Origin of the sequence: Corynebacterium sp. AOP12-C2-36, from assembly GCF_052379185.1 — a bacterium.
In the GTDB taxonomy this organism is placed as follows: Bacteria; Actinomycetota; Actinomycetes; order Mycobacteriales; family Mycobacteriaceae; genus Corynebacterium.
The window spans coordinates 34,261-54,755 of the sequence record NZ_JBQSYJ010000007.1 but is presented as its reverse complement, the minus strand read 5'-3'; the positions used below and the strand labels follow the sequence as shown (position 1 = coordinate 54,755).

20 protein-coding genes are annotated in these 20,495 nt (G+C 67.8%); 10 read left to right on the top strand and 10 right to left on the bottom strand.

Going from position 1 to position 20,495, the window contains the following annotated elements:
* Positions 1-93: 93 nt before the first annotated feature.
* The gene (locus ACT3UN_RS07685) at positions 94-1,704 is read right to left on the bottom strand and encodes an FAD-dependent oxidoreductase (RefSeq protein ID WP_441582943.1); all 1,611 of its coding nucleotides are present in this window, start codon (positions 1,702-1,704) and stop codon (positions 94-96) included.
* A gap of 68 nt (positions 1,705-1,772) precedes the next feature.
* On the opposite strand from ACT3UN_RS07685, the gene ACT3UN_RS07680 reads away from it, so the two are divergent.
* Positions 1,773-3,422, top strand: coding sequence for an FAD-binding oxidoreductase (locus ACT3UN_RS07680; protein ID WP_441582942.1), 1,650 nt, complete (start codon positions 1,773-1,775; stop codon positions 3,420-3,422).
* Positions 3,415-4,380 (top strand): diacylglycerol kinase, encoded by a 966-nt coding sequence (locus ACT3UN_RS07675; protein WP_441582941.1) that lies wholly within the window; start codon positions 3,415-3,417, stop codon positions 4,378-4,380. Before ACT3UN_RS07680 ends, ACT3UN_RS07675 begins: the two co-directional genes overlap by 8 nt.
* Before the next feature lie 31 nt (positions 4,381-4,411).
* On the opposite strand, the gene ACT3UN_RS07670 is transcribed toward ACT3UN_RS07675, so the two are convergent.
* Positions 4,412-4,645: a hypothetical protein gene (locus ACT3UN_RS07670; RefSeq protein WP_444656846.1), complete on the bottom strand. Its 234-nt coding sequence runs from the start codon at positions 4,643-4,645 to the stop codon at positions 4,412-4,414.
* 42 nt (positions 4,646-4,687) lie between these two features.
* On the opposite strand from ACT3UN_RS07670, the gene ACT3UN_RS07665 reads away from it, so the two are divergent.
* From ACT3UN_RS07665 to ctaD, 4 genes are all read left to right on the top strand, one after another.
* The gene (locus tag ACT3UN_RS07665; RefSeq protein ID WP_441582939.1) at positions 4,688-5,446 is read left to right on the top strand and encodes an SDR family oxidoreductase; all 759 of its coding nucleotides are present in this window, start codon (positions 4,688-4,690) and stop codon (positions 5,444-5,446) included.
* Between the two features lie 324 nt (positions 5,447-5,770).
* Positions 5,771-6,430: a GntR family transcriptional regulator gene (locus tag ACT3UN_RS07660; RefSeq protein WP_441582938.1), complete on the top strand. Its 660-nt coding sequence runs from the start codon at positions 5,771-5,773 to the stop codon at positions 6,428-6,430.
* 93 nt (positions 6,431-6,523) lie between these two features.
* Positions 6,524-7,438, top strand: coding sequence for a LysR family transcriptional regulator (locus ACT3UN_RS07655; RefSeq protein WP_444656845.1), 915 nt, complete (start codon positions 6,524-6,526; stop codon positions 7,436-7,438).
* A 132-nt stretch (positions 7,439-7,570) separates the two neighbouring features.
* Complete coding sequence (gene ctaD, locus ACT3UN_RS07650; RefSeq protein ID WP_444656844.1) at positions 7,571-9,280, top strand: aa3-type cytochrome oxidase subunit I; 1,710 nt, start codon at positions 7,571-7,573, stop codon at positions 9,278-9,280.
* A 94-nt stretch (positions 9,281-9,374) separates the two neighbouring features.
* Here the strand turns inward: ctaD and ACT3UN_RS07645 are convergent, their stop codons facing one another.
* The 6 genes from ACT3UN_RS07645 to ACT3UN_RS07620 form a co-directional block, all read right to left on the bottom strand.
* Entirely contained in the window at positions 9,375-9,740 is a 366-nt protein-coding gene (locus ACT3UN_RS07645; protein WP_441582815.1) for a hypothetical protein, read from the bottom strand.
* A 209-nt stretch (positions 9,741-9,949) separates the two neighbouring features.
* Entirely contained in the window at positions 9,950-10,357 is a 408-nt protein-coding gene (locus tag ACT3UN_RS07640) for a hypothetical protein (RefSeq protein ID WP_441582816.1), read from the bottom strand.
* Between the two features lie 96 nt (positions 10,358-10,453).
* Complete coding sequence (locus ACT3UN_RS07635) at positions 10,454-11,680, bottom strand: MFS transporter (RefSeq protein ID WP_444656843.1); 1,227 nt, start codon at positions 11,678-11,680, stop codon at positions 10,454-10,456.
* The gene (locus ACT3UN_RS07630; protein WP_441582818.1) at positions 11,677-12,357 is read right to left on the bottom strand and encodes a GntR family transcriptional regulator; all 681 of its coding nucleotides are present in this window, start codon (positions 12,355-12,357) and stop codon (positions 11,677-11,679) included. Before ACT3UN_RS07630 ends, ACT3UN_RS07635 begins: the two co-directional genes overlap by 4 nt.
* A 125-nt stretch (positions 12,358-12,482) precedes the next feature.
* The gene (locus ACT3UN_RS07625; protein WP_441582819.1) at positions 12,483-12,950 is read right to left on the bottom strand and encodes a hypothetical protein; all 468 of its coding nucleotides are present in this window, start codon (positions 12,948-12,950) and stop codon (positions 12,483-12,485) included.
* Between the two features lie 102 nt (positions 12,951-13,052).
* Complete coding sequence (locus ACT3UN_RS07620) at positions 13,053-13,721, bottom strand: hypothetical protein (protein ID WP_441582820.1); 669 nt, start codon at positions 13,719-13,721, stop codon at positions 13,053-13,055.
* Between the two features lie 165 nt (positions 13,722-13,886).
* Here ACT3UN_RS07620 and ACT3UN_RS07615 point away from each other — a divergent pair, with 165 nt between their 5' ends.
* The gene (locus ACT3UN_RS07615) at positions 13,887-14,861 is read left to right on the top strand and encodes an alpha/beta hydrolase (RefSeq protein WP_441582821.1); all 975 of its coding nucleotides are present in this window, start codon (positions 13,887-13,889) and stop codon (positions 14,859-14,861) included.
* 109 nt (positions 14,862-14,970) lie between these two features.
* Positions 14,971-16,056 carry an alpha/beta hydrolase-fold protein gene (locus ACT3UN_RS07610; RefSeq protein ID WP_444656842.1) on the top strand — a complete coding sequence of 362 codons (1,086 nt, stop codon included), beginning with the start codon at positions 14,971-14,973 and terminating at the stop codon, positions 16,054-16,056.
* A gap of 115 nt (positions 16,057-16,171) precedes the next feature.
* Here the strand turns inward: ACT3UN_RS07610 and ACT3UN_RS07605 are convergent, their stop codons facing one another.
* Positions 16,172-16,489 carry a YbjQ family protein gene (locus ACT3UN_RS07605; protein ID WP_441579857.1) on the bottom strand — a complete coding sequence of 106 codons (318 nt, stop codon included), beginning with the start codon at positions 16,487-16,489 and terminating at the stop codon, positions 16,172-16,174.
* A gap of 119 nt (positions 16,490-16,608) precedes the next feature.
* On the opposite strand from ACT3UN_RS07605, the gene ACT3UN_RS07600 reads away from it, so the two are divergent.
* Positions 16,609-17,058 (top strand): very short patch repair endonuclease, encoded by a 450-nt coding sequence (locus tag ACT3UN_RS07600; protein WP_441582823.1) that lies wholly within the window; start codon positions 16,609-16,611, stop codon positions 17,056-17,058.
* Between the two features lie 129 nt (positions 17,059-17,187).
* Positions 17,188-19,167: a DNA (cytosine-5-)-methyltransferase gene (dcm, locus tag ACT3UN_RS07595; RefSeq protein ID WP_441582824.1), complete on the top strand. Its 1,980-nt coding sequence runs from the start codon at positions 17,188-17,190 to the stop codon at positions 19,165-19,167.
* A gap of 9 nt (positions 19,168-19,176) precedes the next feature.
* Here dcm and ACT3UN_RS07590 read toward each other — a convergent pair whose 3' ends face one another.
* The gene (locus tag ACT3UN_RS07590) at positions 19,177-20,484 is read right to left on the bottom strand and encodes an ATP-binding protein (RefSeq protein ID WP_444656841.1); all 1,308 of its coding nucleotides are present in this window, start codon (positions 20,482-20,484) and stop codon (positions 19,177-19,179) included.
* Between the last annotated feature and the right edge of the window lie 11 nt (positions 20,485-20,495).

The following is a 20,495-nucleotide window of genomic DNA, read 5'->3' as shown; positions in this document are numbered from 1 at the left end:
AACTCTGCAAGAGCTTCTCGGCATCCAGCAGGCCGCAAACGGACTAACGGTGCAGTTCAGACAGTTCTTCGGGGGTACTTTCGCGGGTTGTTTCTAGCGCACCGCGGCGAGGATCTCCTCGGCGGCGGGCAGGCAGACGTCCCGGTCGGCGGTGACCAGGCCGATGCGGGACCGGCGGTCGATGAGGTCCTCCACCGTCATCGCACCCTCGTGGGTCACGTGCCAGGCGAACTCGGCGCGCACGGTGTCGATGCCCGGGGCCACCGGCTCCAGCGGTCGCTCCACCGGGCAGGTGCGCAGCACGGCCGGGGCCTCGTGGCCGAAGCGTTCCACCATCGAGGCGGGCAGCCCGGCGAGGTCGCTGGAACGCACATACTGCACGCCGGGGGAGCCGGGCGCGCCGACCAGGGGGGTGGTGGCGGTCACGCACGGCCCCGGAGTGGACCCGGACTCGCGCAGCATACCGGCGACGAGGTCCATGGTCTGCTCCGCCATCAGCCGGTACTCGGTGAGCTTGCCGCCGGTCACGGTGACCAGGTTGGCGTCGCCCCCCTCGCCGGTGAGAATCACGTGGTCGCGCGAGAGGTCCGCGGTGGACGAGTCGGCAGAGTCCCCAGAATCACTGTTGAACTGCACCAGCGGCCGCAGCCCGGCGAACGCACCGAGCACGTCGTCGTTGGTGAGGTCCACGGCGAGGGCCTGGTTGACCACGTCGAGGATCCAGCGCACGTCGGAGTCCGGCACCTCGGGCACGTCCGGGATGGTCTTCGTGCCCAGGTCCTCGTCGGTGATGCCCACGTAGCAGCGGCCGAGCTGCTCGGGCAGGATGAAGCAGAACCGGCTGCTGTGGCCGGGCACGGGCACGGTCAGCGCGCCGGTGGGGTTGCCGACGGCGGCGGCGTCGATGACCAGGTGCGTCCCGCGGGAGGGACGCACGGTGACCTGCGGGTCCAGGTGCCCGGCCCACACGCCGGTGGCGTTGACGACGGCCCCGGCGGTCACGCCGAACGTCGGGGCGTCCGGCGAGAGTTCGTCGCGCAGGACGACCCGGTCGCCGTGGGCCTCCACGGCGCGGCAGTGGGTCACCACACGTGCCCCGTAGCCGGCGGCGGTGCGGACCAGGGCGGTGACCAGGCGGGCGTCGTCGACGAGTTGACCGTCGTGGTTGACGTAGCCGAAGCGCAGGTCGGACGTGTCGACGGCGGGGCACAGTTCGGCGACGGTACGGGCGCTGACGGTGCGTGAGGCCGGCAGGGTGGACGCCGGGGTACCTGCGGCGACACGCAGTGCGTCGCCGGCGAGGAACCCGACGCGCGGGGTGGTCTTCTGCCCGCGGGTGTAGCGGTCCTGCACGGGCACGACCTGGGTCACGGCGTGGGTGAGGTGCGGGGCGGTGGTGCCCATGAGGATGCCGCGTTCCACGGCGGAGCGCCGGGCGATGCCCACGTTGCCGGTGGCGAGGTAGCGCAGACCGCCGTGGGCGAGTTTCGAGGACCAGCGCGAGGTGCCGAAGGCGATGTCGTGGGCGTCGACGAGCAGGACGTCCAGTCCGCGGGTCGCCGCGTCCAACGCCACCCCGGCGCCGGTGACGCCGGCACCGATGACGACGAGGTCCACATGGGTGTGTCCGTCGCGCAGGCCGGTGACCTCACCGGTGCGGCGGGCGGCGTCGAGTCGGGTGGCGTCCGGCCGGAAGGTTGTCATGACCTGCAGTCTATCGGTGTGCGGGATTCCGCGTCGGGGAGTCGGCGGACCGGATATCTTGTGTGGTCATGGACACGTTGCCGATCCCGCCGATGAAGTTCAACCTCTGGGGCACCGTCGACGAGGCGAAGCCCCTGGGCTCCTCGACGCGCTCCATGCTCGGCACCCTCATGGGCGTGCGGGAGGACGCCGGGGCGACCGCCGCGCGCGAGGTCGACCTCGACGCCGTCACGCTCAGCCCGGTACGGCTGCAGGACGCCGACCTGCAGGCCTTCGCCGATATCGTGGGCGCCGCCCACGTCTCCACCGACGACGCCCAGCGCGCGCCGCGCGCCCGCGGCAAGTCCTCCCTGGACCTGCTGGAATGGCGCGCCGGGGCGTCCCACGTGGTCTCCGCGCCGGACGCGGTGCTCGCGCCCGGCACGGAGGACGAGGTCCTCGACGTCCTGCGGTTCTGTTCGCGCGAGGGGATCGCCGTGGTGCCCTTCGGCGGCGGCACGTCCGTCGTCGGCGGGCTGACCCCGGTCGACACCGACGGCTCGCGCAGCTTCCGCGGGGTGGTCAGCCTCGACCTGGTGCGCTTCGATCGCCTGTCCGAGGTGGACGCCGAGTCCGGCCTGGCCACCCTGGGGGCGGGGCTGACCGGACCGGCCGCCGAACTGCTGCTCGCCGACCACGGCCTGCAGATCGGCCACTACCCGCAGTCCTTCCCCTACGCCACGATCGGCGGCTACGCGGTGACCCGCTCGTCCGGGCAGAACTCCGCCGGGTACGGACGCTTCGACGACATGGTCCGCGAACTCACCCTGGTCACCCCGGTCGGTGTGATGACCGTGGGCCACGCCTCCCCGGCCTCGGCCGCCGGGCCCGACCTGCGCGAACTGGTGATGGGCTCGGAGGGGGTCTTCGGCGTGGTCACCCGCGTGCGGCTGCGCGTGCACCCGGTTCCGCAGGTCAAACGCTACGAGGCCTTCACCTTCCCCGACTTCGCCACCGGTGTGGCCGCGTTGCGGGCCGTGAAGCAGACCGGCACCGGGCCCACGGTGATCCGGCTGTCCGACGAGATCGAGTCCTCGGTCAACCTGTCCTCCGGCGACAAGGCCGGCGAGTCCAGCTCCCCGCCCGGGTGCATGTGCATCACCATGTACGAGGGCACCGAGGCGCACACCGCCTCCCGGCACGCCGAGACCCGCGACCTGCTGCTCTCCAAGGGGGCCACGAGCGTGGGGGAGGAGCCCGCACGGCACTGGGAGCAGGGCCGGTTCAACGCCCCGGTGCTGCGCGACTCCCTGCTGGACGCCGGCGCACTGTGCGAGACCCTGGAGACCTGCACCGACTGGTCCAACGTCTCCCGGCTGAAGAAGGCCGTGGGCGAGGCGCTGGCGGGCACGCTGAACGGCTCCGGCACCATGGCGCTGATCATGTGCCACGTCTCCCACGTCTACGCCGAGGGCTGCTCGTTGTACTTCACCGTGGTCGCCGCGCAGAAGGGTGACCCGGTGGCACAGTGGCGCACCGCCAAGACCGCGGTGACCCGAGCGCTGACCGAGCACGGCGGCACCGTCACCCACCACCACGCCGTGGGCGCCGACCACCGCCCCTTCATGGCCGCCGAGATCGGCGAACTGGGGGTCGCCGTCCTGCGCGCGGTGAAGGACCGCCTCGACCCCGACGGCGTGATGAACCCCGGCACACTGATCGGGGGCGACGATGAGTGAGCACCGGCACGCCTACGAGGTCGGCCACGTCGACCTGCGGCGCATCGCCCTGCTGACCAACCCCCACGCCGGCAAGGGCGGGGCGGGGGCGGCCGCCGACATCGCCCGCGACCGCTTCGCCGACCACGGCATCGACGTGGTCAGCATCCAGGGGGCGTCTCCCGAGGGCGCCCGCGAACTCGCCGGACGCATGGTCGCCGAGGAGGGGATCGACGCCCTCGTCGTCTGCGGCGGCGACGGGCTGATCAACCTCGCCCTGCAGGAACAGGCCGGCACGTCCACCCCGCTGGGCATCATCCCCGCCGGCACCGGCAACGACCACGCCCGCGAGTACGGCATCCCCACCCACCCGCGCCGGGCGGCCGACGTCATCGCCCGTGGTTTCTGCACCACCACCGACCTGGGCCGCATGCGCGACGACGCCGGCAACGAGCACTGGTTCGGCACCATCGCCTGCGCCGGCTTCGACTCCCTGGTCTCCGACCGTACCAACCGGATCCGCTGGCCGCGCGGGCAGATGCGCTACAACATGGCCATCGTCGCGGAGTTCCTCAACTTCCACTCCATCCCGACCCGGCTGGTTCTGGACCCCGGCACCGACGAGGAGAGGGTCGTCGAGGAGAACATGACGCTGGTGGCGATGGGCAACACACGCAGCTACGGCGGCGGCATGGTCATCTGCCCGGACGCCGACCACCACGACGGCATCCTCGACGTCACCGTGCTCGAACGCATGGGACGGGCGAAGGCGGCGACGAAGTTCATGAAGATCTTCGACGGCAGCTTCGTGGAGGAACGTGGCGTGAACACCTACCGGGCGCGCCGGGTGCGCATCGAGATGACCGACCGTGGCGGACAGCACATCAACGGCTACGCCGACGGTGACCGCTTCGCCCCGCTGCCGATGGAGGTCGAGGTCGTCCCCGGGGCCGGGCGCTACCTGGTGCCCCGGCCGTAGGTTCGGGTGTGTGCCTGGCTCAGTGTCTGGCTCAGTGCTCGGCGGGGATTCCGGCGGCAAGCTTCGCAGCCTCGATGCCGTTGGTACGGACCGGTGGCGCAGCAGCGGAAGATATAGAGGACACAGCCTCCTCTGTCGCATCTATCGCGTCCGAACCCTTCTTCCTGCTCGAGCCGGTCAGCCGGCGGATCACCTTCGCCGCGACCACGGGATGGTTGATCTGGGCGCGGGTCACGGGGCCGTTGAGCATGCTCGGGAGCTTCATAATGGATGAGTCTATGCGGTCGGAGGTACTACGCTCTGGCGTATGAGCGATAAAGAACAGACATCAGAACGCCGTCTCGCTGTGGTGACCGGAGCGTCCGCCGGCATCGGGGAGGCCACCGCGGTGGCCCTGGCCACGGACGGGTGGGACGTCGTCCTCGCCGCGCGGCGTCCGGAGAGGCTGGAGCAGGTCGCCGCTCGCATCGCCGCGGACGCCCCGGAGGTGTCCACCCACGTGGCGACCGTGGACGTCACCGACCGGGTGAGCGTGGACGCCCTGGCGTCCGCCGTGCACGACCTCGGCGGGGCGGACCTGCTGGTCAACAACGCCGGCGGTGCCCGTGGTCTCGACACGGTGCTCGACGGGGACGTCGAGGACTGGCGGTGGATGTACGAGGCGAACGTGATCGGCACGCTGCAGGTCACCCAGGCGTTGTTCCCCGAGCTGCAGCGCACCGCCGCGCCGCAGGTGATCAACATCGTCTCCATCGCCGGACGCAACGCCTACCGCGGCGGGGCCGGCTACAACGCCGCGAAGTTCGGCGAGACCGCGCTGAGCGACGTGATGCGCATGGAGTTCGCCGAGAAGGGGGTGCGCGTCTGCCAGGTCGACCCGGGACGCGTGGCGACGGACTTCAGCCTCAACCGGTTCAAGGGCGACGCCGACCGCGCGCAGCAGGTCTACGAGGACGTGCTGAACCTCACCGCGCAGGACGTCGCCGAGACCGTGCGGTGGGTGGCGGGGCGTCCGGCGCACATGGACGTGGACACCGTCATGATCCGTCCGACGGACCAGGCCTGAGTCTGACGGGGAGTTTTATTCACTGTCGATGAAATTCCCACTACCCCCGATATTCTCCCCCCGCTACCCTCACTTCGGGGCTCCTCCGGGTGCTCTCGCCGGTGCCCCCGGGGCCGGTTACCGCGGTACGCATGGTGCTGATGGTGCTGGTGGGGTTGATTTTCCGCCGCGCGTGGAGATTGCATGTAGTTCGGGGGTGGGCAGGGGCGGCGCCGTCCGGCATCCTTGGTAGTGCGGGCGGGAAGTTGTCGACCGGAGGCCGGCCGGGAGGGTCGGGCCCTACATGCAGTATCGCCAGCGGGCCCCTATATAGAGGAGAAGTGCATGACGGAACAAGTGGACGCGAGCGGTGCCGGTGCACTGCTCGGGGAGTCCGTGCTACAGCGCCTGCGCGAGGAGATCATCACCGGCGCACTGCCGCCGGGAACCGCCCTGAGCGTGCCCGGCATCGCGGCGCGCTACGGGGTCTCGCGCAGTCCCGTGCGCGAGGCCGTCCAGCAACTCACGGTGGAGGGCGTGGCGGAGTACCGGCCACGTGCCGGCGCGCGTGTGGCGGAGATGGACGCGGCCACGCTCGGACAGGTCTTCGAGTTGCACCAGATTCTCGACGCGCAGGCCTCTGAACAGGCGACACGCAATGCAACGAGCGCGCAGATCGCGGCTTTGCGGGCACTCGTGGAGGTCCAGGAATCCAACCTCGGGGCGCCGCCGGACCCGGTACGTGATCTACGGGTGAACCTGGAGTTCCACACCCGCCTCCGGGAGGCCTCGGGGAACCGTCCCCTGTGCGACGTCCTCGAGAGGTTGGACGTCCAGAGTTTCCTGTATCCGACCACCGCGTGGAGCGACCCGTGGAACGTCTCGATGGCGGTGCGGGAGCACCGCGCGATCGTCGGCGCCCTAGAGATCGGTGACGCCCGCGGTGCCGCATCCGCGGCGGCCTCCCACGCCGGTGCAGTATTCATCCGGATTATACGCACCTGAGGCGCACATCACCCCTCGTCGTTATATTCGGAGGGGTATTCCTTATGGACAATGTTTTATGATGCTGGCCAGCGGCAATAGGATGAGAACACCATGAATGCCAGACTTACACTCGAATCCCTTCGCTACGCCGACGCGGTAGCGGACGCAGGGTCGTTCAGCTCTGCCGCGCGTCGTTTCGGAGTCACTCAGCCGGCCTTGTCCATCAGCATCGCCAAGCTCGAGGAACACCTCGGCGGACGTATCTTCCTGCGTAACCCGCGGGGCACGTCGCCGACGGCCTTCGGCGCGGCGCTGCTGCCGCGGATCAAGCAGATCATCGCGGACATCACCCGCATGGAGGTTGAGGCGGAGTCCTTCACCTCCAGCAGGTCGGGCACCGTGCGGGTCGGGATCTCCCCGAAGATCGACAAGGAGATCGTCGCACAGCTCAAGGACGCCATCCACGGGCCGCACGCCCTGGCCGTGGGTCACGACGCGATGCTGCTCGAGGCCGAGCTCGACCCGCTGGAGGAGTTCCTGCAGGCCGGCAGCCTGGACATGATCATCGTGCCCGCGCTGGGTTCGCTGCCGGGCTACAGCCACCGGTTGATCGATTCGGACTACCTCGTCCTGGTCGAGGAGCCCAATGAGGGAGACGGCGACGAGATCACCGTGGACGAACTCGCCGAGCGCGAGCTGATCCTGTGCCGTCACGGTTGCAGCATCACCCGCATGGTCTCGGACATGTTCGCCGAGGCCGGCCGTGAGCTGAAGCGTGCCGAGATGGAGGTCACCCACTGCACCGCCCTGCCGGGGTGGGCGAACAAGGGCATGGGCTCCGTCGTGCTGCCGGAGCGCCACGTGCGCGAGGGCATGTCCTCACGCCGCATCGTGCGCGAGGACGGCACCCAGGTCGAGATGTTCTACGAGCTGGTCTGGGACCCGGGTTCCGCCAGCGCGGTGTACCTGGAGTCGTTGGCGAAGTACCTCACGACGGTGTCGTCGTGGTCGCATAACGGCAAGTGATCACCCCATAAGCGCAACGGCTTCACCAGGGGAAATGCGCCAAACCTATAGTCGGAATACCGACACCGTGTGACGGCCCCGGTTGACGACCGGAGATGAGTCCGCCACCGACGCTTCAGGAGGTTTGGACCATTGACTGCCGTTGTCCCGTCCGAGGAGACGCACGCCCCGCACGCCCGGCCTGACCGTGGAGAACCACACGGCGGCCGGTCGAAGAAGGGTGGTCACGCATGGAGCATGCTGACCACGACCGACCACAAACAGCTCGGCATCATGTACCTCGTGATGGCGTTCATCTTCTTCGGGATCGGCGGCCTCATGGCGCTGCTGATCCGCGTGGAGCTGTTCCACCCGGGCCTGCAGTTCCTGTCGAACGAGCAGTTCAACCAGCTGTTCACGATGCACGGCACCATCATGCTGCTGCTGTTCGGCAGTCCGCTGGTCTTCGGCTTCGGCAACTACATCATGCCGCTGCAGATCGGCGCCCCCGACGTCTCCTTCCCGCGACTCAACGCACTCGGCTTCTGGCTGACCACCTTCGGCGGCATCATCATGCTGTCCGGCTTCCTGACCCCCGGCGGTGCCGCCGACTTCGGCTGGACGATGTACATGCCGCTGGCCGACGCGGTGAACTCGCCCGGCGTCGGCTCGCACCTGTGGGTCGTCGGTGTCGGTGTCGGTGGTGTGGGCACGATCGCCTCGGCGATCAACATGATCACCACCATCCTGTGCCTGCGCGCACCGGGCATGACGATGTTCCGTATGCCGGTGTTCACCTGGAACATCCTGGTCATGTCCCTGCTCGTGCTGCTCATCTTCCCGCTGCTGACCGCCGCCGCGCTGGGCGTGCTGTACGACCGCATCCTGGGTGGCCACATCTACGACTCCGCCAACGACGGCGCGATCCTGTGGCAGCACCTGTTCTGGTTCTTCGGCCACCCCGAGGTCTACGTCCTGGCCCTGCCGTTCTTCGGCATCGTCTCGGAGATCTTCCCGGTCTTCTCCCGTAAGCCGATGTTCGGCTACGTCGGACTGGTGTTCGCCACCCTGTCGATCGCCGCACTGTCGCTGGCTGTGTGGGCGCACCACATGTTCGTCACCGGTGCTGTGCTGCTGCCGTTCTTCAGCTTCATGACCTTCCTGATCGCCGTGCCGACCGGCATGAAGTTCTTCAACTGGCTGGGCACGATGTGGAAGGGCCGGATCTCCTTCGAGACCCCGATGATCTTCGCCATCGGCTTCTTCGCCACCTTCCTGTTCGGTGGTCTGACCGGTGTGATGCTGGCGTCGCCGGCGCTGGACTTCCAGCTCTCCGACTCCTACTTCGTGGTCGCGCACTTCCACTACACCCTGTTCGGCACCCTGGTGTTCGCCTCGTACGCCGGCATCTACTTCTGGTTCCCGAAGATGACCGGCCGCATGCTGGACGAGCGTCTGGGCAAGATCCACTTCTGGCTGACCTTCGTGGGCTTCCACATGACCTTCCTGGTGCAGCACTGGCTGGGCAGCATGGGCATGCCGCGTCGGTACGCCGACTACCTGGACCAGGACGGTTTCACCCTGCTGAACCAGATCTCCACCATCGGTGCGCTGCTGCTCGGTATCTCGGTCCTGCCGTTCGTGTGGAACGTGTTCAAGTCCTGGCGCTACGGTGAGATCGTCACCGTCGACGATCCGTGGGGCTACGGCAACTCCCTGGAGTGGGCGACCTCCTGCCCGCCGCCGCGCCACAACTTCACCTCGATGCCGAAGATCCGTTCGGAGCGTCCGGCCTTCGAGCTGCACTACCCGCACATGGTGAAGACGGCCCGCGAGGAAGCGCACGTGGGACGCCACTTCTAGTCGGCTCCTGCCGACAGTCTGAAAGCCTGACCGTCACCGGCGGCGCCGGTGGTCAACTGACCACCGGCGCCGCTGCTGTGTGTGTGGGGGAGGGTTAGTCCAGGTATCCCAACTCGCGGAGGAGATCCAGGACTTCTTCTTGTTCTTCGGGGGTCAAGGCGGCGAACTGTTCGTTGAACTGTTTGACGATCTCAATGAGGTACAGGGGCGGAAGCGGTGAGCCGTCGAGTTCTGAGAGAAGGTCCTCGATCCAGTCGGGATACGTGGTCTGGTCGGGGTCCTCCGGGGTGGTGCCGGATCCGCTGCTGCCCAGGGAACCCAGCGAGCTGAGTGACCCGAGGCTTCCGGAGGTGTCGCCGGAGCCGGGGAGATCGGCGGCGACGGCGTTGGGGGCCAAGACGAGTGTGGGGGTGATGACGGCTGCGGTGAGGCTGATCTTGACGCGGTGAGAGAGGCTCATGGGGAGTCACTTTCATGTGGGAAACAAGAGTTCCCTGAGAGCATCGCTGCATAAGTTGGCGGCATACCCACTAGTTCCGGTGCCACCATTTTTAGGGGCAGGGCGGTGTCGGGCGTGGAGCGGCGCGGACGCGGCAACCCCGCAGGTTGGTCGAACCAACCTGCGGGGTTGCTCTGTGCTGGGCCCTGGCCCGGGCAGGATCTGTCAGATCAGGGGATCAGGTCGACGATCGTGCCGACGAGGTCGGCGTCGATCAGTCGCAGCACGAGGTCCAGGGCACCCGGGGTGTTGGCGATGAACGCGAATACGGCGATGATGTCGGTGATGCTCACCCCGGCATCCTGCAGGGCGGTGAAAATGGTGATGATGTCGCCGACGCTCACGCCCGCGTCCAGCAGGGCGGTGACGACGGTGACCACGGTGCCGATCTGACCGCCGGAGATGCTGCCCAGATCACCCAGATCGCCCAGACTTCCGGTGACGTCGGTGGGCAGTGAGGAGGTGGGGGTGGTGTCCTGCGTGTCGGCCACGGCGGTGGGCGCGAACACGAGGGCGGGGGTGACGACGACGGCGGCGAGACCCGCCTTGATGCGGCGGGAGACGGGAGGGAGGGTCATGGCCCCTACTTTCATGCGGTGAAGTGGATGGGTTCACAGACTAGCAGTGTCGCCAAACCGTCGTCCACGGTAAACCCGCAGCGCACAGTTGTACGCCTAGCGCCTCGAGGCGGACAGTCCCGTCCCCACCACCCCGGCGCACACCAGGGCGCAGGCCGCGACGACGACCAGCGAGACCGCGTAGTCCTGTCCGCCGGTCACCGCGGCGAGCACCGTGGGCAGCAGGAACCCCGGGTAGGCCACCGAGTGGTAGATGCCGGTCATCGCGGCCAGCTCGTCCGGCCGGGCCAACGCCTGGGCCAGCAGCAGCCCGGCCACCAGGCAGATGCCGAAGGCCGCGCCCAGCACCACCGCGGTGACGAAGGCCAACGGCAGACTGCCCGTCGCCGCCGTCACAGCGGCCAGCGCCATGCCCAGGAAGATCAGCAGCAGTCCGGTCGGCAGGGAACGGCCGCGGGTCACCCGGTTGAGCCAGCCGACGGCGGGCTGGACAGCCGAGCCGGTACCCAGGGTGAGCACCGTCAGCACGGTGGCGAAGATGGTGGTGTTGTCGCCGAGACGGTGCTCGAAGACGGTCGGCAGCACCGCGTAGGCCACGCCCGCCGCGGCGAAGACCCACGGTGCGGCGGGCACGATGATGCGCAGGAACGGACGCCGGGCGTCCGGCGACAGGCGCAGGTCGGCCCACCAGGGACGCGACGGGGCGTCCTGCCCGGATGTGTCGGACGCGTCGGACGCGGCACGCGCCCGCACCGTCTCCGGGCAGCGCAGCGTGGGCACCAGGGCGACCAGGCAGAGCAGCAGGTGCAGCACGTACGGTGTCTCCGCAGGCCACGGTCCCCACTGCGCCAGGCAGCCGGTCACCCCGGCACCGATGGCGAAGCCCAGGGTGATCGTCAACGATGAGCGTTGCGCGCCGGCGGTGATCTTCGCCTCCGGGTCGTACTCGCGGCCGGAGAGCTCCTTGATCCAGCTGGAGCCCACGGACATGCCCACGCCCACGCCGACGCCGGCGAACAGGCGTCCGATGCACAGGACGGTGAAGGACGTCATCCCGCAGGCCAGGATCACGCTGCCGAGGGCGGCGGCGGCCAGACCGACGAGCATCACGCGGCGTCGACCGTAGCGGTCGGACAGCGCCGCGGCGACGAGCAGGCCCGGGATCAGGCCGAACACGTACATGCCCAGCAGCAGGTTGACCTGCCAGGCGACGTAGCCGCCGAGGCTCTCGTAGAGGTGCAGCAGCGGGGTGAAGTGGTTGCCGCCCCACGCGAGGAGGAAGACGGCGGGGACGGGCAGCGTCCAGAAGCGGTTCGGGCTCACCGTGCCACCTCGTAACGGCCGTGCATCCCGGTGAGGTGCGCCTGGATGAGGTCCTCGAAGGCGCTCACGTCGCCGCGGGAGACCGCGTCGGTCAGGGCGGTGTGCTCGTCGATGACGGCGTCGAGGTTGCCGGCCATCGAGCGCACGGCCAGGAAGGTCAGCCGTGCGAGACGCGGGGCCAGCCGCCCGGAGATCTCGGTGACCACCCGGTTGTCGTCGAAGTGGATGATGTGCGAGTGGAAGGCGAAGTCCAGGTCGGCGAAACGCTCGGGGTCGTCGGTGCTGTCGCGCTGCTCGGCGACGGTGTCGGCGAGCAGGCCGGCCAGGCGGGTGCGGGCGGCCGGGTCGTCGGCGGTGCGTCGGACGATGTCGGTCTCGAGCATGGAGCGCACCGTGAGCAGCTCACGGCGTTCGCGTTCGGTGGGCACGGTCACGGTGGCGCCCTTCTTCGGGGCGATGCGCACCAGGCCCCAGGCCTGCAGGCGCAGCATGGACTCGCGCACGGGGGTGCGACTCACACCGCAGCGTTCGGCGACGTCAACCTCGGTGAGGGTGGTCCCGGCCTCGAGGGTTCCTTCGACGATCTGGCACGCGAGGTCGTCGGCGACGCGGCCGGCGATCGAACGTTCTGGTGTCGCCGGTATCCACGCCGGCGGGTTCTCGCGTGTGTAATGCATGCATCAAAGAATACATCGCACCGTTATGTGGCTTTGGTCGGGGTCTCGCTGGCGGTGCGGGGCACGAAAAGGGGAGGACACCGCATGTGCGGTGACCTCCCTGCGGGGTAGGACGTGCCGGGTGACTACTCGGCGGCGTCGGTGTCTCCTGCGTCGCTGTCGCTGTCGCTGTCGCCGGCGTCGCCGCCGAGGGAGCCGGTGACCGATCCGATCACGTCGCCGACGGTGGCGTCACCGTCGTTGACCACGGAGATGATGTCGAGGATGGTCTGCAGCGACACGTCGCCGCCGAGCACGTCGCTCAGGATCGAGGCGACGGCCTTCCAGTCGGCGTCGGCCAGCGAGGATGCGGCGTCCGAGGAGCTGATGTCGCCGGGCAGCGAGCCCTCGGCGGAACCCTCGCTGGAGCCCTCGGAGGAGCCCTCGTCCTCGCCGCTGTCGTCGGAGAGTGCCGGGGCGGAGGAGTCGGTGGTGGGGGTCTCGGTCTCGTCGGCGACGGCGGCCGGGGCGGCGAGAACGAGGGCGGGGGCCAGGGCGACGGCGGCGATGCCGGTGCGCGACAGGCGGGTGAAACGACGGGTGGAGATGCTCATGGTGGATCCTTCCGTGTGAGGGGTGGCTTATGTCTGCGAAGTGTAGGGCACGCTACCGACCGGTGTCCAGAGGTTCTTTCTCTCCCTTATCTAATTCCCCGGCTACTTCCCCGGGCTACTTCCCCGGAAGGACGCCTCGGCGGTCGCGGGCAGAACATCAGAGGTCGGGTACCACGGGCGGTCGTCGCGGGCGAGGACGACGGCGCCGTCGATGTCGCCGTAGGCGGCGATCACACGGCGTGCGGGATCCCCGAAACCGTGGGGGAGACGCCCGTCGTGACGTCCTGCCAGGTCGTCGCCGGCGGCGGCCACGTCCGTGACGCCGCGGCCGATCTCGGCGACGCCGAGCAGCGTCGGGGCGTCCTGCGCGTCCTGCGGGGCGGGTGGGACAGGTCGATCGGCGTGCTCGATGAGTTCGAGGACGGAGTTCTCCGGGCCGGCGAAGTAGACCGAACGGCTGGCCCAGTTCCCGCCGCGCTCGCTGACGGTGGTGCCGTCGTCGTCGAGTTCGAGCAGGGGCCGCCCGGTGTCGGCCACGATGGAGGACGCGGCGTCCCCGATGGTGCCGGTGGGGATCGCGAAGGCGAGGTGGTGTCCCCGTTCCGCGGGGTCGGACGCACCGGCGGCGAAGCGCAGTGCCGTCCAGCCGAGCTGGACGGTGTCGCCGGTGTCGCCGGTACGCGCGGCGCCGAGGCGGCGGAGGGTGGTTTCGAACCAGGAGGTCCACCGCGCTGGCTCGTGGACCGGGAGGGTGATCTCGTGGAACTTCATGGGCCCGAGTGTAGGGGCGCGTGCATCACCCGTGCCGTGACTGATGGTCATGGCTGTGAACTGCAGTGACGCATGATGTTGGCGTTCCCTGGCAATTCCCCCGGGGGTATCGCTATTTCCCGAGGGCTCCTTGTAGCGTCGCCGTCGGACAGGAGGATTCCCCGAATGAAGAAGCTGCAGAAGCCGAAGAACATGAAGAAGAGCCTCACCGCCCTCGCCCTCAGCGCCGGCGTGGTGACGTCTCTGACCGTGGTCGTGGCGCCGAACGCCGCCGCCGACCCGGAGGGCTGCACGCCCTACGGTGACACCGCCGCGCTGTCGTGCTCGGTGCACTCGGAGTCGATGGACCGCGACTTCAACGTGGTCGTACGCCCCTCCCACACCGAGGGTAACCCGAAGGTCGCCCAGTTCATCGACGGTGCGGACTCCACCGACACCAACGGCTGGGTCACCGCCGGCGGGGCACTGGAGGCCCTGGACGGCGAGGACGCCACGCTGGTCTTCCCCGCCATGGACCCGTGGAGCTGGGTGCAGGACTGGGACGGCGTGCCCGCCGCCCAGTTCGAGACCTTCATGAGCCAGGAACTGCCCGACTACCTGGAGTCCGAGTTCGGCGTGCCGAACGGTGGACGCGGCACCACCGGTGTGACGGGGCTGAGTTCCGGGGCGTACGGGGCGATGAACCTGGCCGCGAAGCACCCGGACATGTACTCCTCGGTGTACGCGCTCAGCGGGCTCTACGACCCGGGCATGCCCGTGCAGCGCGCCGTGATCGACGGCACCTCCACGCTGAACAGCGGCAACGAGGAGGCCCCGTGGGCCAATGAACAGGTCCGCGCGGAGAACAACCCCACGCTGAACATCGACGCGTTGACCATGCCGGTCATCGTGAGTGCGTCGACCGGCATCACGAACTTCGCCGGCGACCTGGGCCCCGACCCCGTGGCCACGGTGGTGCGCGGTGGACCGTTCGAGGCAGGCTCGATGGTGATGACCGCGGAGTTTCAGGCCCGCGCCGCCCTGGCCGGACGCGACAACATCGAGTTCAACTACGACATCATCGGTGCCCACGCCTGGGACACCTGGCGCCGGGCGTCCTTCGAGCAGGGCAACATGTACACCTTCATGGACCGGATCTGACTCGAATCTGACTCTTCCGGTCGCGCCGGTGCCGCGGCGTTCGTAGGATCCCTGGGGTAACTCTCCTCCTCTCCTCTTCTTCCCCAGGATCCTCACTGTGCCTCTCACCATGAAGACATCCCGCAGGACGTCCCTCTCCGCCCTGGTCGTGTCGATCGCCGCGTTCGTCACCCTCGCGCCGCCGGTTGCGGCGGACCCCGCCGCCGATACGTCGGACGCTGCGGCCGCTGCGGCGGCCGCGCCGCGCATCTCGCCGGACGGGTGCACGCGCATCGCGGCGTCCGAGGCCCTACGCTGCTCCGCCCACTCCGAGGCCATGGACAGGGACATTCCTGTGTTGGTCAGGCCGTCACTGACGGCGGGGAGCAGGGAGGTCGCCACGTTCCTCGACGGGGCGAACAACAGCGGTTCCAACGGCTGGCTGAGCACCATCAAGGTGCACCGCGAACTCGCCGACGACGACGCCACCCTGGTCTTCCCCGTGATGGACCCGTGGACCTGGACGCAGGACTTCGACGACGTGGACGCCGTGCGCTACGAGACCTTCGTCGCCGAGGAACTGCCCGACTACCTGGAAGGCACCTTCGGCGTGCCGGACGGTGGACGCGGCAGCACCGGTGTGTCCGGGCTGAGCTCCGGGGCGTACGGGGCGATGAACCTGGCGTCGAAGTACCCGGGGCAGTACAACGCGGTGTGGGCGATGAGCGGGCTCTACGACCCCGGCATGCCCGCGCAGAAGGCGGTAGTGGACATCTCCGCGCGCGGACGCTCCGAACACCACGCCGTGCCGTGGGCGTCGGGTGACAGCGTGAAGGACAACAATCCCACGCTGCGCCTGGAGAACCTGACGATGCCGGTGATGGTCAACGCCGCCAGCGGGGTGCCGAACCTGGGCAACCTGGGGCCCGACCCGTTGGCGGTGGTCTTCGAGGGTGGTCCGTTCGAGTTCGGGTCGATGGTGTTCACCCGCGAACTGGAGCTGCGCACCAGATTGCGCGGCATGGACAACGTGCACTACCGCTACGACCTCCTCGGCGCGCACGACTGGGACACGTGGATCCGCGCGGCGCTGGACGATGACGGTGCGCACCGCTTCATGGACGCGGTGCTGGGGGAGGACGGTTCCGGGGACGGCTCGGCCGCCGGGAGCGCCGGCGGCTCGAGCGTGTCGAGCGGGCCGGGGGCGTCGTCGTAGGAAGGGGCGGTCGTGAGGGTCATGTCCGCCTCGACGCGGGTGCGGAGCTGAGGCCGCGGGGCGGCTGTGTTCCGAACTCGACTGTCACTCTATGTCGTGACGCCGTCGGTGATGGTTATCGCAGTGTCACTGCAGTGCCGGAGGCGCAGACCATCATCATGCCGCCCTGGCCGAGGTTCTCGTAGTCCAGGTCGACGCCGATGATGGCGTGGGCGCCCAGCTCGGAGGCGCGCTGGACCATCTCGCCGATTGCGGTTTCCCGGGCCCGAGTCACCTCGCCCTCGTAGCTCTTGCTCCGGCCGCCGACGAGGTTGCGGAAGCCGGCGCCGATGTCCTTGAACATGTTGATGCCGGCGATGGTCTCTCCGGAGACGACGCGGAGGTACTCGGCGACCTCGCGGCCTTCGATGCTGTTGGTCGTGGTGACGATCATGGGACGGCTCCTAGGGGTTGTCGGGGAGGGGACCTCGCACCGCGGCTCTTGGAGACCGGCGGTGGGCGTGGGGCCCGCGAGGTGTCTAGCATGAGGTTACCGAGGTAGGTGAGGTGGTTATGGTGGAGTCTGGTGAGACGGGGGTAGCGTCGAACGGCGGTTCCCCGGCGCCGCTGAACCGCCACGTGCGTGACGCCATGCGACGTATGCCGAGGAAGGACACCCGACCGGAACTGCTGGTGCGGCAGGAGCTCCACGCCCGCGGCCTCCGGTTCCGGGTCTCCTACGGATACTTGCCCGGACGTCCCGACATCGCGCTCACGAGGGCGAAGGTCGCTGTATTCGTGGACGGTTATTTCTGGCACCTTTGCCCTGTGCACGGTTCATTGCCCAAGAACAATCGGGAGTGGTGGGAGACGAAGCTGGCGCGCAACCGGGAGCGGGACCTTGAGAAGGACGCTGAACTCCGCCGATTGGGGTGGCTTCCTCTGCACTACTGGGAACATGACGATGTGGAGGAGGTCGCCGACGAGATCGAAGAGGTCTGGAGGGATCTCAGGGCACGGTAGGTCGAACTTATATTCGACAGGAAATCTGCGAGGGTCCGCAGCTAGCGGCACTGATGGTCGACGCTGTTGCTGCAGCGAAAAGTCTCCCCGAGCTAGGTGGAGTCCGGGGCAGCACATAAGGTAAGCGAGGTGACTGGAGTTCTGGATGACGAAGAGAAGGCAACTGACGTGGACCCCTATGCGGTGACGCAGATCAGGGGCCCGTTCCTCAAGTTGCCGAAGCATCCGGGTCACTGCGCCACCCGGGATGAACTCCGGGACTACTGCCGTGGGCGGCGGAATCAGGGGCAGGTCCTGGCAGCCGACCTGTTCTCGGGTGCCGGTGGAATCTCCCTGGGGCTGGAGGAGGCGGGGTACGAGGTCGTCCTCGGCGTGGACCACTACACCGAGGCGGTGAAGACCCACGCCCACCACTTCGCCGGTATGTCCGTCGACTGGGACCTCTCCACGGAAGATTCCATCATTGAGGTGGCGGAACTGATGAAGGACTGCGGCATCGAGATACTGGCCGGAGGCCCCCCGTGCCAGCCCTTCTCGAAGGCCGGACGCAACGGTATCCGGAAGCTCGTGGAAGAAGGGCGGCGTGAGCCCGGAGACCAGCGCAGGGAGCTCTGGCGTTCCTACATTGAGATCGTCGACCGCGCCAGGCCGCAGGCGATCATCATGGAGAACGTGCCGGACATGGCACTGGACGCCGAGATGTTCATCTTCCGCTCGTTGGTCGAGGAGCTCGAGCAGCTGGGATATTCGGTTTATGCGAAAGTCATCGAGACCTGGCGTTACGGTGTTCCCCAGCATCGCCAGCGTTTGATCGTTGTCGCCTTCCGTGACCGGCTCGAGTTCGAATGGCCCTCGGACTACCCGGAGAAGGTCTCGCTGTGGAACGCCATCGGTGATCTCCCGGACGTGGAGGGAGGCTGGCGTCCCGAAGGAGGTGCGGACGGCTGGACCGAGTACGGGGAGCCGCTGACCGACTTCCAGCACTACATCCGTCGCCGGGTTCTCCCCGAAGACGCACACAAGGTCTTCGACCACATCACCCGTCCGGTTCGTGAGGACGACCGTCAGATCTTCGAGATGATGGATTCCTCCACAAAGTACTCGGACCTTCCGGAACACCTTCGGCGCTACCGTGCGGACATCTACGACGACAAGTACAAGCGACTGGACGAGCACGACCTGTCCCGGACGATCACCGCCCACATCGCCAAGGACGGTTACGGGTACATCCACCCGCGCCAGCCCCGGACGTTGACGGTCAGGGAGGCGGCTCGGATCCAGACGTTCCCGGACGACTTCCGTTTCAACGGACCGCCGAGCGCTGCGTTCAAGCAGATCGGGAATGCCGTGCCCCCGCGTGCGGCAGGCGCCATCGCGAAGAAGATGGTGGAGGCCATCGACAGGGACGTCCGTCGACAGTTCTCGTCGGGGGAGGTCTCCGAGATGATCGGGCGCTGGTTCCGTGACCGCCCGGCGAGCGAGCGTGTACTTCCCTGGTTGTGGAGCTCCGACCGGTGGCAGGCCGCGGTCGGCGAGATCGTGCTGTCAAGGATGAAGAAGACCTTGGTCGATCAGCTTTGGCCTGTCATCCGGTCAATGCCACCGGCCGACCGGGATGACCCCGGTGCAGGTGACACGACGGTCGCTGTGCTCACGGACATGCTCAACGGAATCGGGCAGAAGAACCGTGCGAAGAAGCTCGGTGAGTTCCACCTGCAGTGCTCCTCGAACCCCGAGGCCTTCTGGAGCCCGAAGATCGACAGGTCGGTGATCAAGGCGATCGGCAAGGCGGAGGCCGAGATGATCGACCTGATTAAACCGTACGCGTCGGGAGCGGAGTCCTCCGAGGAACCCGTCGTGACCACCCGTGGAGTACTCCGGGTGACGTCGCGGTTCCAGTCGATCCCGATGGAGCGACGGAACCAGTTGACCGACGGACGCATTTCCGTGGCGCGGATGCTCGGGATGAGCACCAGCTCACGGGATGCGCACCTGGGGCTCATCGAGGTGGCGCAGGCCCACTGCAAGATAAAGAACCCGCTCTGCAGCGGGTGTCCGCTCTACTCCTCGTGCGACCGCTTCTCCGTGGCGGAGGACGAGATCAGCTGAAGGCCCCGGCTACAGGCCGAGCTGACGTGCGAGCTCGGGGGAGGTCTTCTTGATGACCTCTGACATCTCCTGGAATGCGGCGTAGTGACCGGACTGCGCTGCTGCTGATTTCAGTGCCAGGCCGACTTCCGTGCCGTTGGAGATCCCGATCGAGTCGGCGGGGCGGTCTAGCCCGTCCGCCTGCTCGCCGTTTCCCTTGTTCTGGTCGCGCCGGTAGCGTGCACCGGCCTGGGCGCAGACGTCGGCGATGGTCCTCGCCAACATCTTCTTCAGCTGGTGGGGCATGGTGACCCGCATCTTGGCGACGTTGATGTTGAACTCGTCGTCAAGGTCGGTGTCGAAGTCCAGGGAGACCCTGGCAAGTTTGATGTGCTCGTCGATTGTGCGGATTCCGTCCCAGCCGCCCCACTGGACCAGCCGGTTGGCACGGTAGATGTAGAGCCCCTGCTGGCGGTTCCATTTCCGGGGGCCCGCAGCTGCCTCGAATGCCTCAGGCGTCGAGAACTGTGACCGCGAGGGCAGGCAGTAGGCCTGTGTGGTGATCTTGCCGAGCTGCCCGGTGGAGGTCGGGAGGTCGTGGACGTCGCGACTGACGAGTTGCGTGTGTTCCTCAGCGGTCGCGAAGGGGTCCCACGGGGTGAGTGTCTCGCCATTCACCGTCACCGTAACCTGGTCGACACCGTCGCCGGCGAGGAAACGGTGGAAGACCATTGAAAGGTGCTGGATCAGCCGGTCGGACAACTTCGAGAACTTCTGGCGGGCCCAGCTGCTGTCCGGGTTCTTCACCGGTACCAGGCGGTCGAGGTTCTCCCACACGACGACGGTTCCGGTGGGGTGGGGGAGAAGCTGGTGGACGTACTCCTCGAGGGCGTTGTCCTCCGGATAGGTGACCATCCAGTCGTCGACGGTCTCGATGAAGTCCAGGTCGAGCGAGAGCCCCCCGAGATGACCGTCCTTCGGGTCCCGGGAAAAGACAACGACTCGGCGGCACTGGGACAGCGAAGCGGTCTTCAGACCGAGGCCGTACCGTCCCAGCTCACCTGTGCCGTAGTCCCGCTTCGTCCCGAAGCGGAGAGCTTCCGTGAGTCCGTCGGAGTCCATGCCTCGACCGTTGTCGATGATCAGGACCCGGGAGTTCCGGCCATCGTAGTTGACGCGAACGTCCACGTTGTCAGCGCCGGCGGCGATGCTGTTGTCGATGAGGTCGGCCACCGCGGACTCGAAACTGTAGCCGATGTCCCTCAGCGAACCCGTGAGACGGCTGGCGGAGGGAGCGACCTTGATTCCGGGCGACATCTTCTTCTTCTCTCTGTTCAAAACTGCCTCTG

What these genes read in the sequence shown, in the direction of transcription:
- ACT3UN_RS07600 (WP_441582823.1), top strand. Translation starts at nt 16,609, where the DNA reads ATGGTGGAGTCTGGTGAGACGGGGGTAGCGTCGAACGGCGGTTCCCCG.
- ACT3UN_RS07670 (WP_444656846.1), bottom strand. Translation starts at nt 4,645, where the DNA reads ATGAAGCTCCCGAGCATGCTCAACGGCCCCGTGACCCGCGCCCAGATC.
- ACT3UN_RS07630 (WP_441582818.1), bottom strand. Translation starts at nt 12,357, where the DNA reads ATGCATTACACACGCGAGAACCCGCCGGCGTGGATACCGGCGACACCA.
- ACT3UN_RS07625 (WP_441582819.1), bottom strand. Translation starts at nt 12,950, where the DNA reads ATGAGCATCTCCACCCGTCGTTTCACCCGCCTGTCGCGCACCGGCATC.
- ACT3UN_RS07615 (WP_441582821.1), top strand. Translation starts at nt 13,887, where the DNA reads ATGAAGAAGCTGCAGAAGCCGAAGAACATGAAGAAGAGCCTCACCGCC.
- ACT3UN_RS07645 (WP_441582815.1), bottom strand. Translation starts at nt 9,740, where the DNA reads ATGAGCCTCTCTCACCGCGTCAAGATCAGCCTCACCGCAGCCGTCATC.
- ACT3UN_RS07660 (WP_441582938.1), top strand. Translation starts at nt 5,771, where the DNA reads ATGACGGAACAAGTGGACGCGAGCGGTGCCGGTGCACTGCTCGGGGAG.
- ACT3UN_RS07610 (WP_444656842.1), top strand. Translation starts at nt 14,971, where the DNA reads ATGAAGACATCCCGCAGGACGTCCCTCTCCGCCCTGGTCGTGTCGATC.
- ACT3UN_RS07675 (WP_441582941.1), top strand. Translation starts at nt 3,415, where the DNA reads ATGAGTGAGCACCGGCACGCCTACGAGGTCGGCCACGTCGACCTGCGG.
- ACT3UN_RS07665 (WP_441582939.1), top strand. Translation starts at nt 4,688, where the DNA reads ATGAGCGATAAAGAACAGACATCAGAACGCCGTCTCGCTGTGGTGACC.
- ACT3UN_RS07620 (WP_441582820.1), bottom strand. Translation starts at nt 13,721, where the DNA reads ATGAAGTTCCACGAGATCACCCTCCCGGTCCACGAGCCAGCGCGGTGG.
- ACT3UN_RS07680 (WP_441582942.1), top strand. Translation starts at nt 1,773, where the DNA reads ATGGACACGTTGCCGATCCCGCCGATGAAGTTCAACCTCTGGGGCACC.
- ACT3UN_RS07655 (WP_444656845.1), top strand. Translation starts at nt 6,524, where the DNA reads ATGAATGCCAGACTTACACTCGAATCCCTTCGCTACGCCGACGCGGTA.
- ACT3UN_RS07640 (WP_441582816.1), bottom strand. Translation starts at nt 10,357, where the DNA reads ATGACCCTCCCTCCCGTCTCCCGCCGCATCAAGGCGGGTCTCGCCGCC.
- ACT3UN_RS07685 (WP_441582943.1), bottom strand. Translation starts at nt 1,704, where the DNA reads ATGACAACCTTCCGGCCGGACGCCACCCGACTCGACGCCGCCCGCCGC.
- ACT3UN_RS07605 (WP_441579857.1), bottom strand. Translation starts at nt 16,489, where the DNA reads ATGATCGTCACCACGACCAACAGCATCGAAGGCCGCGAGGTCGCCGAG.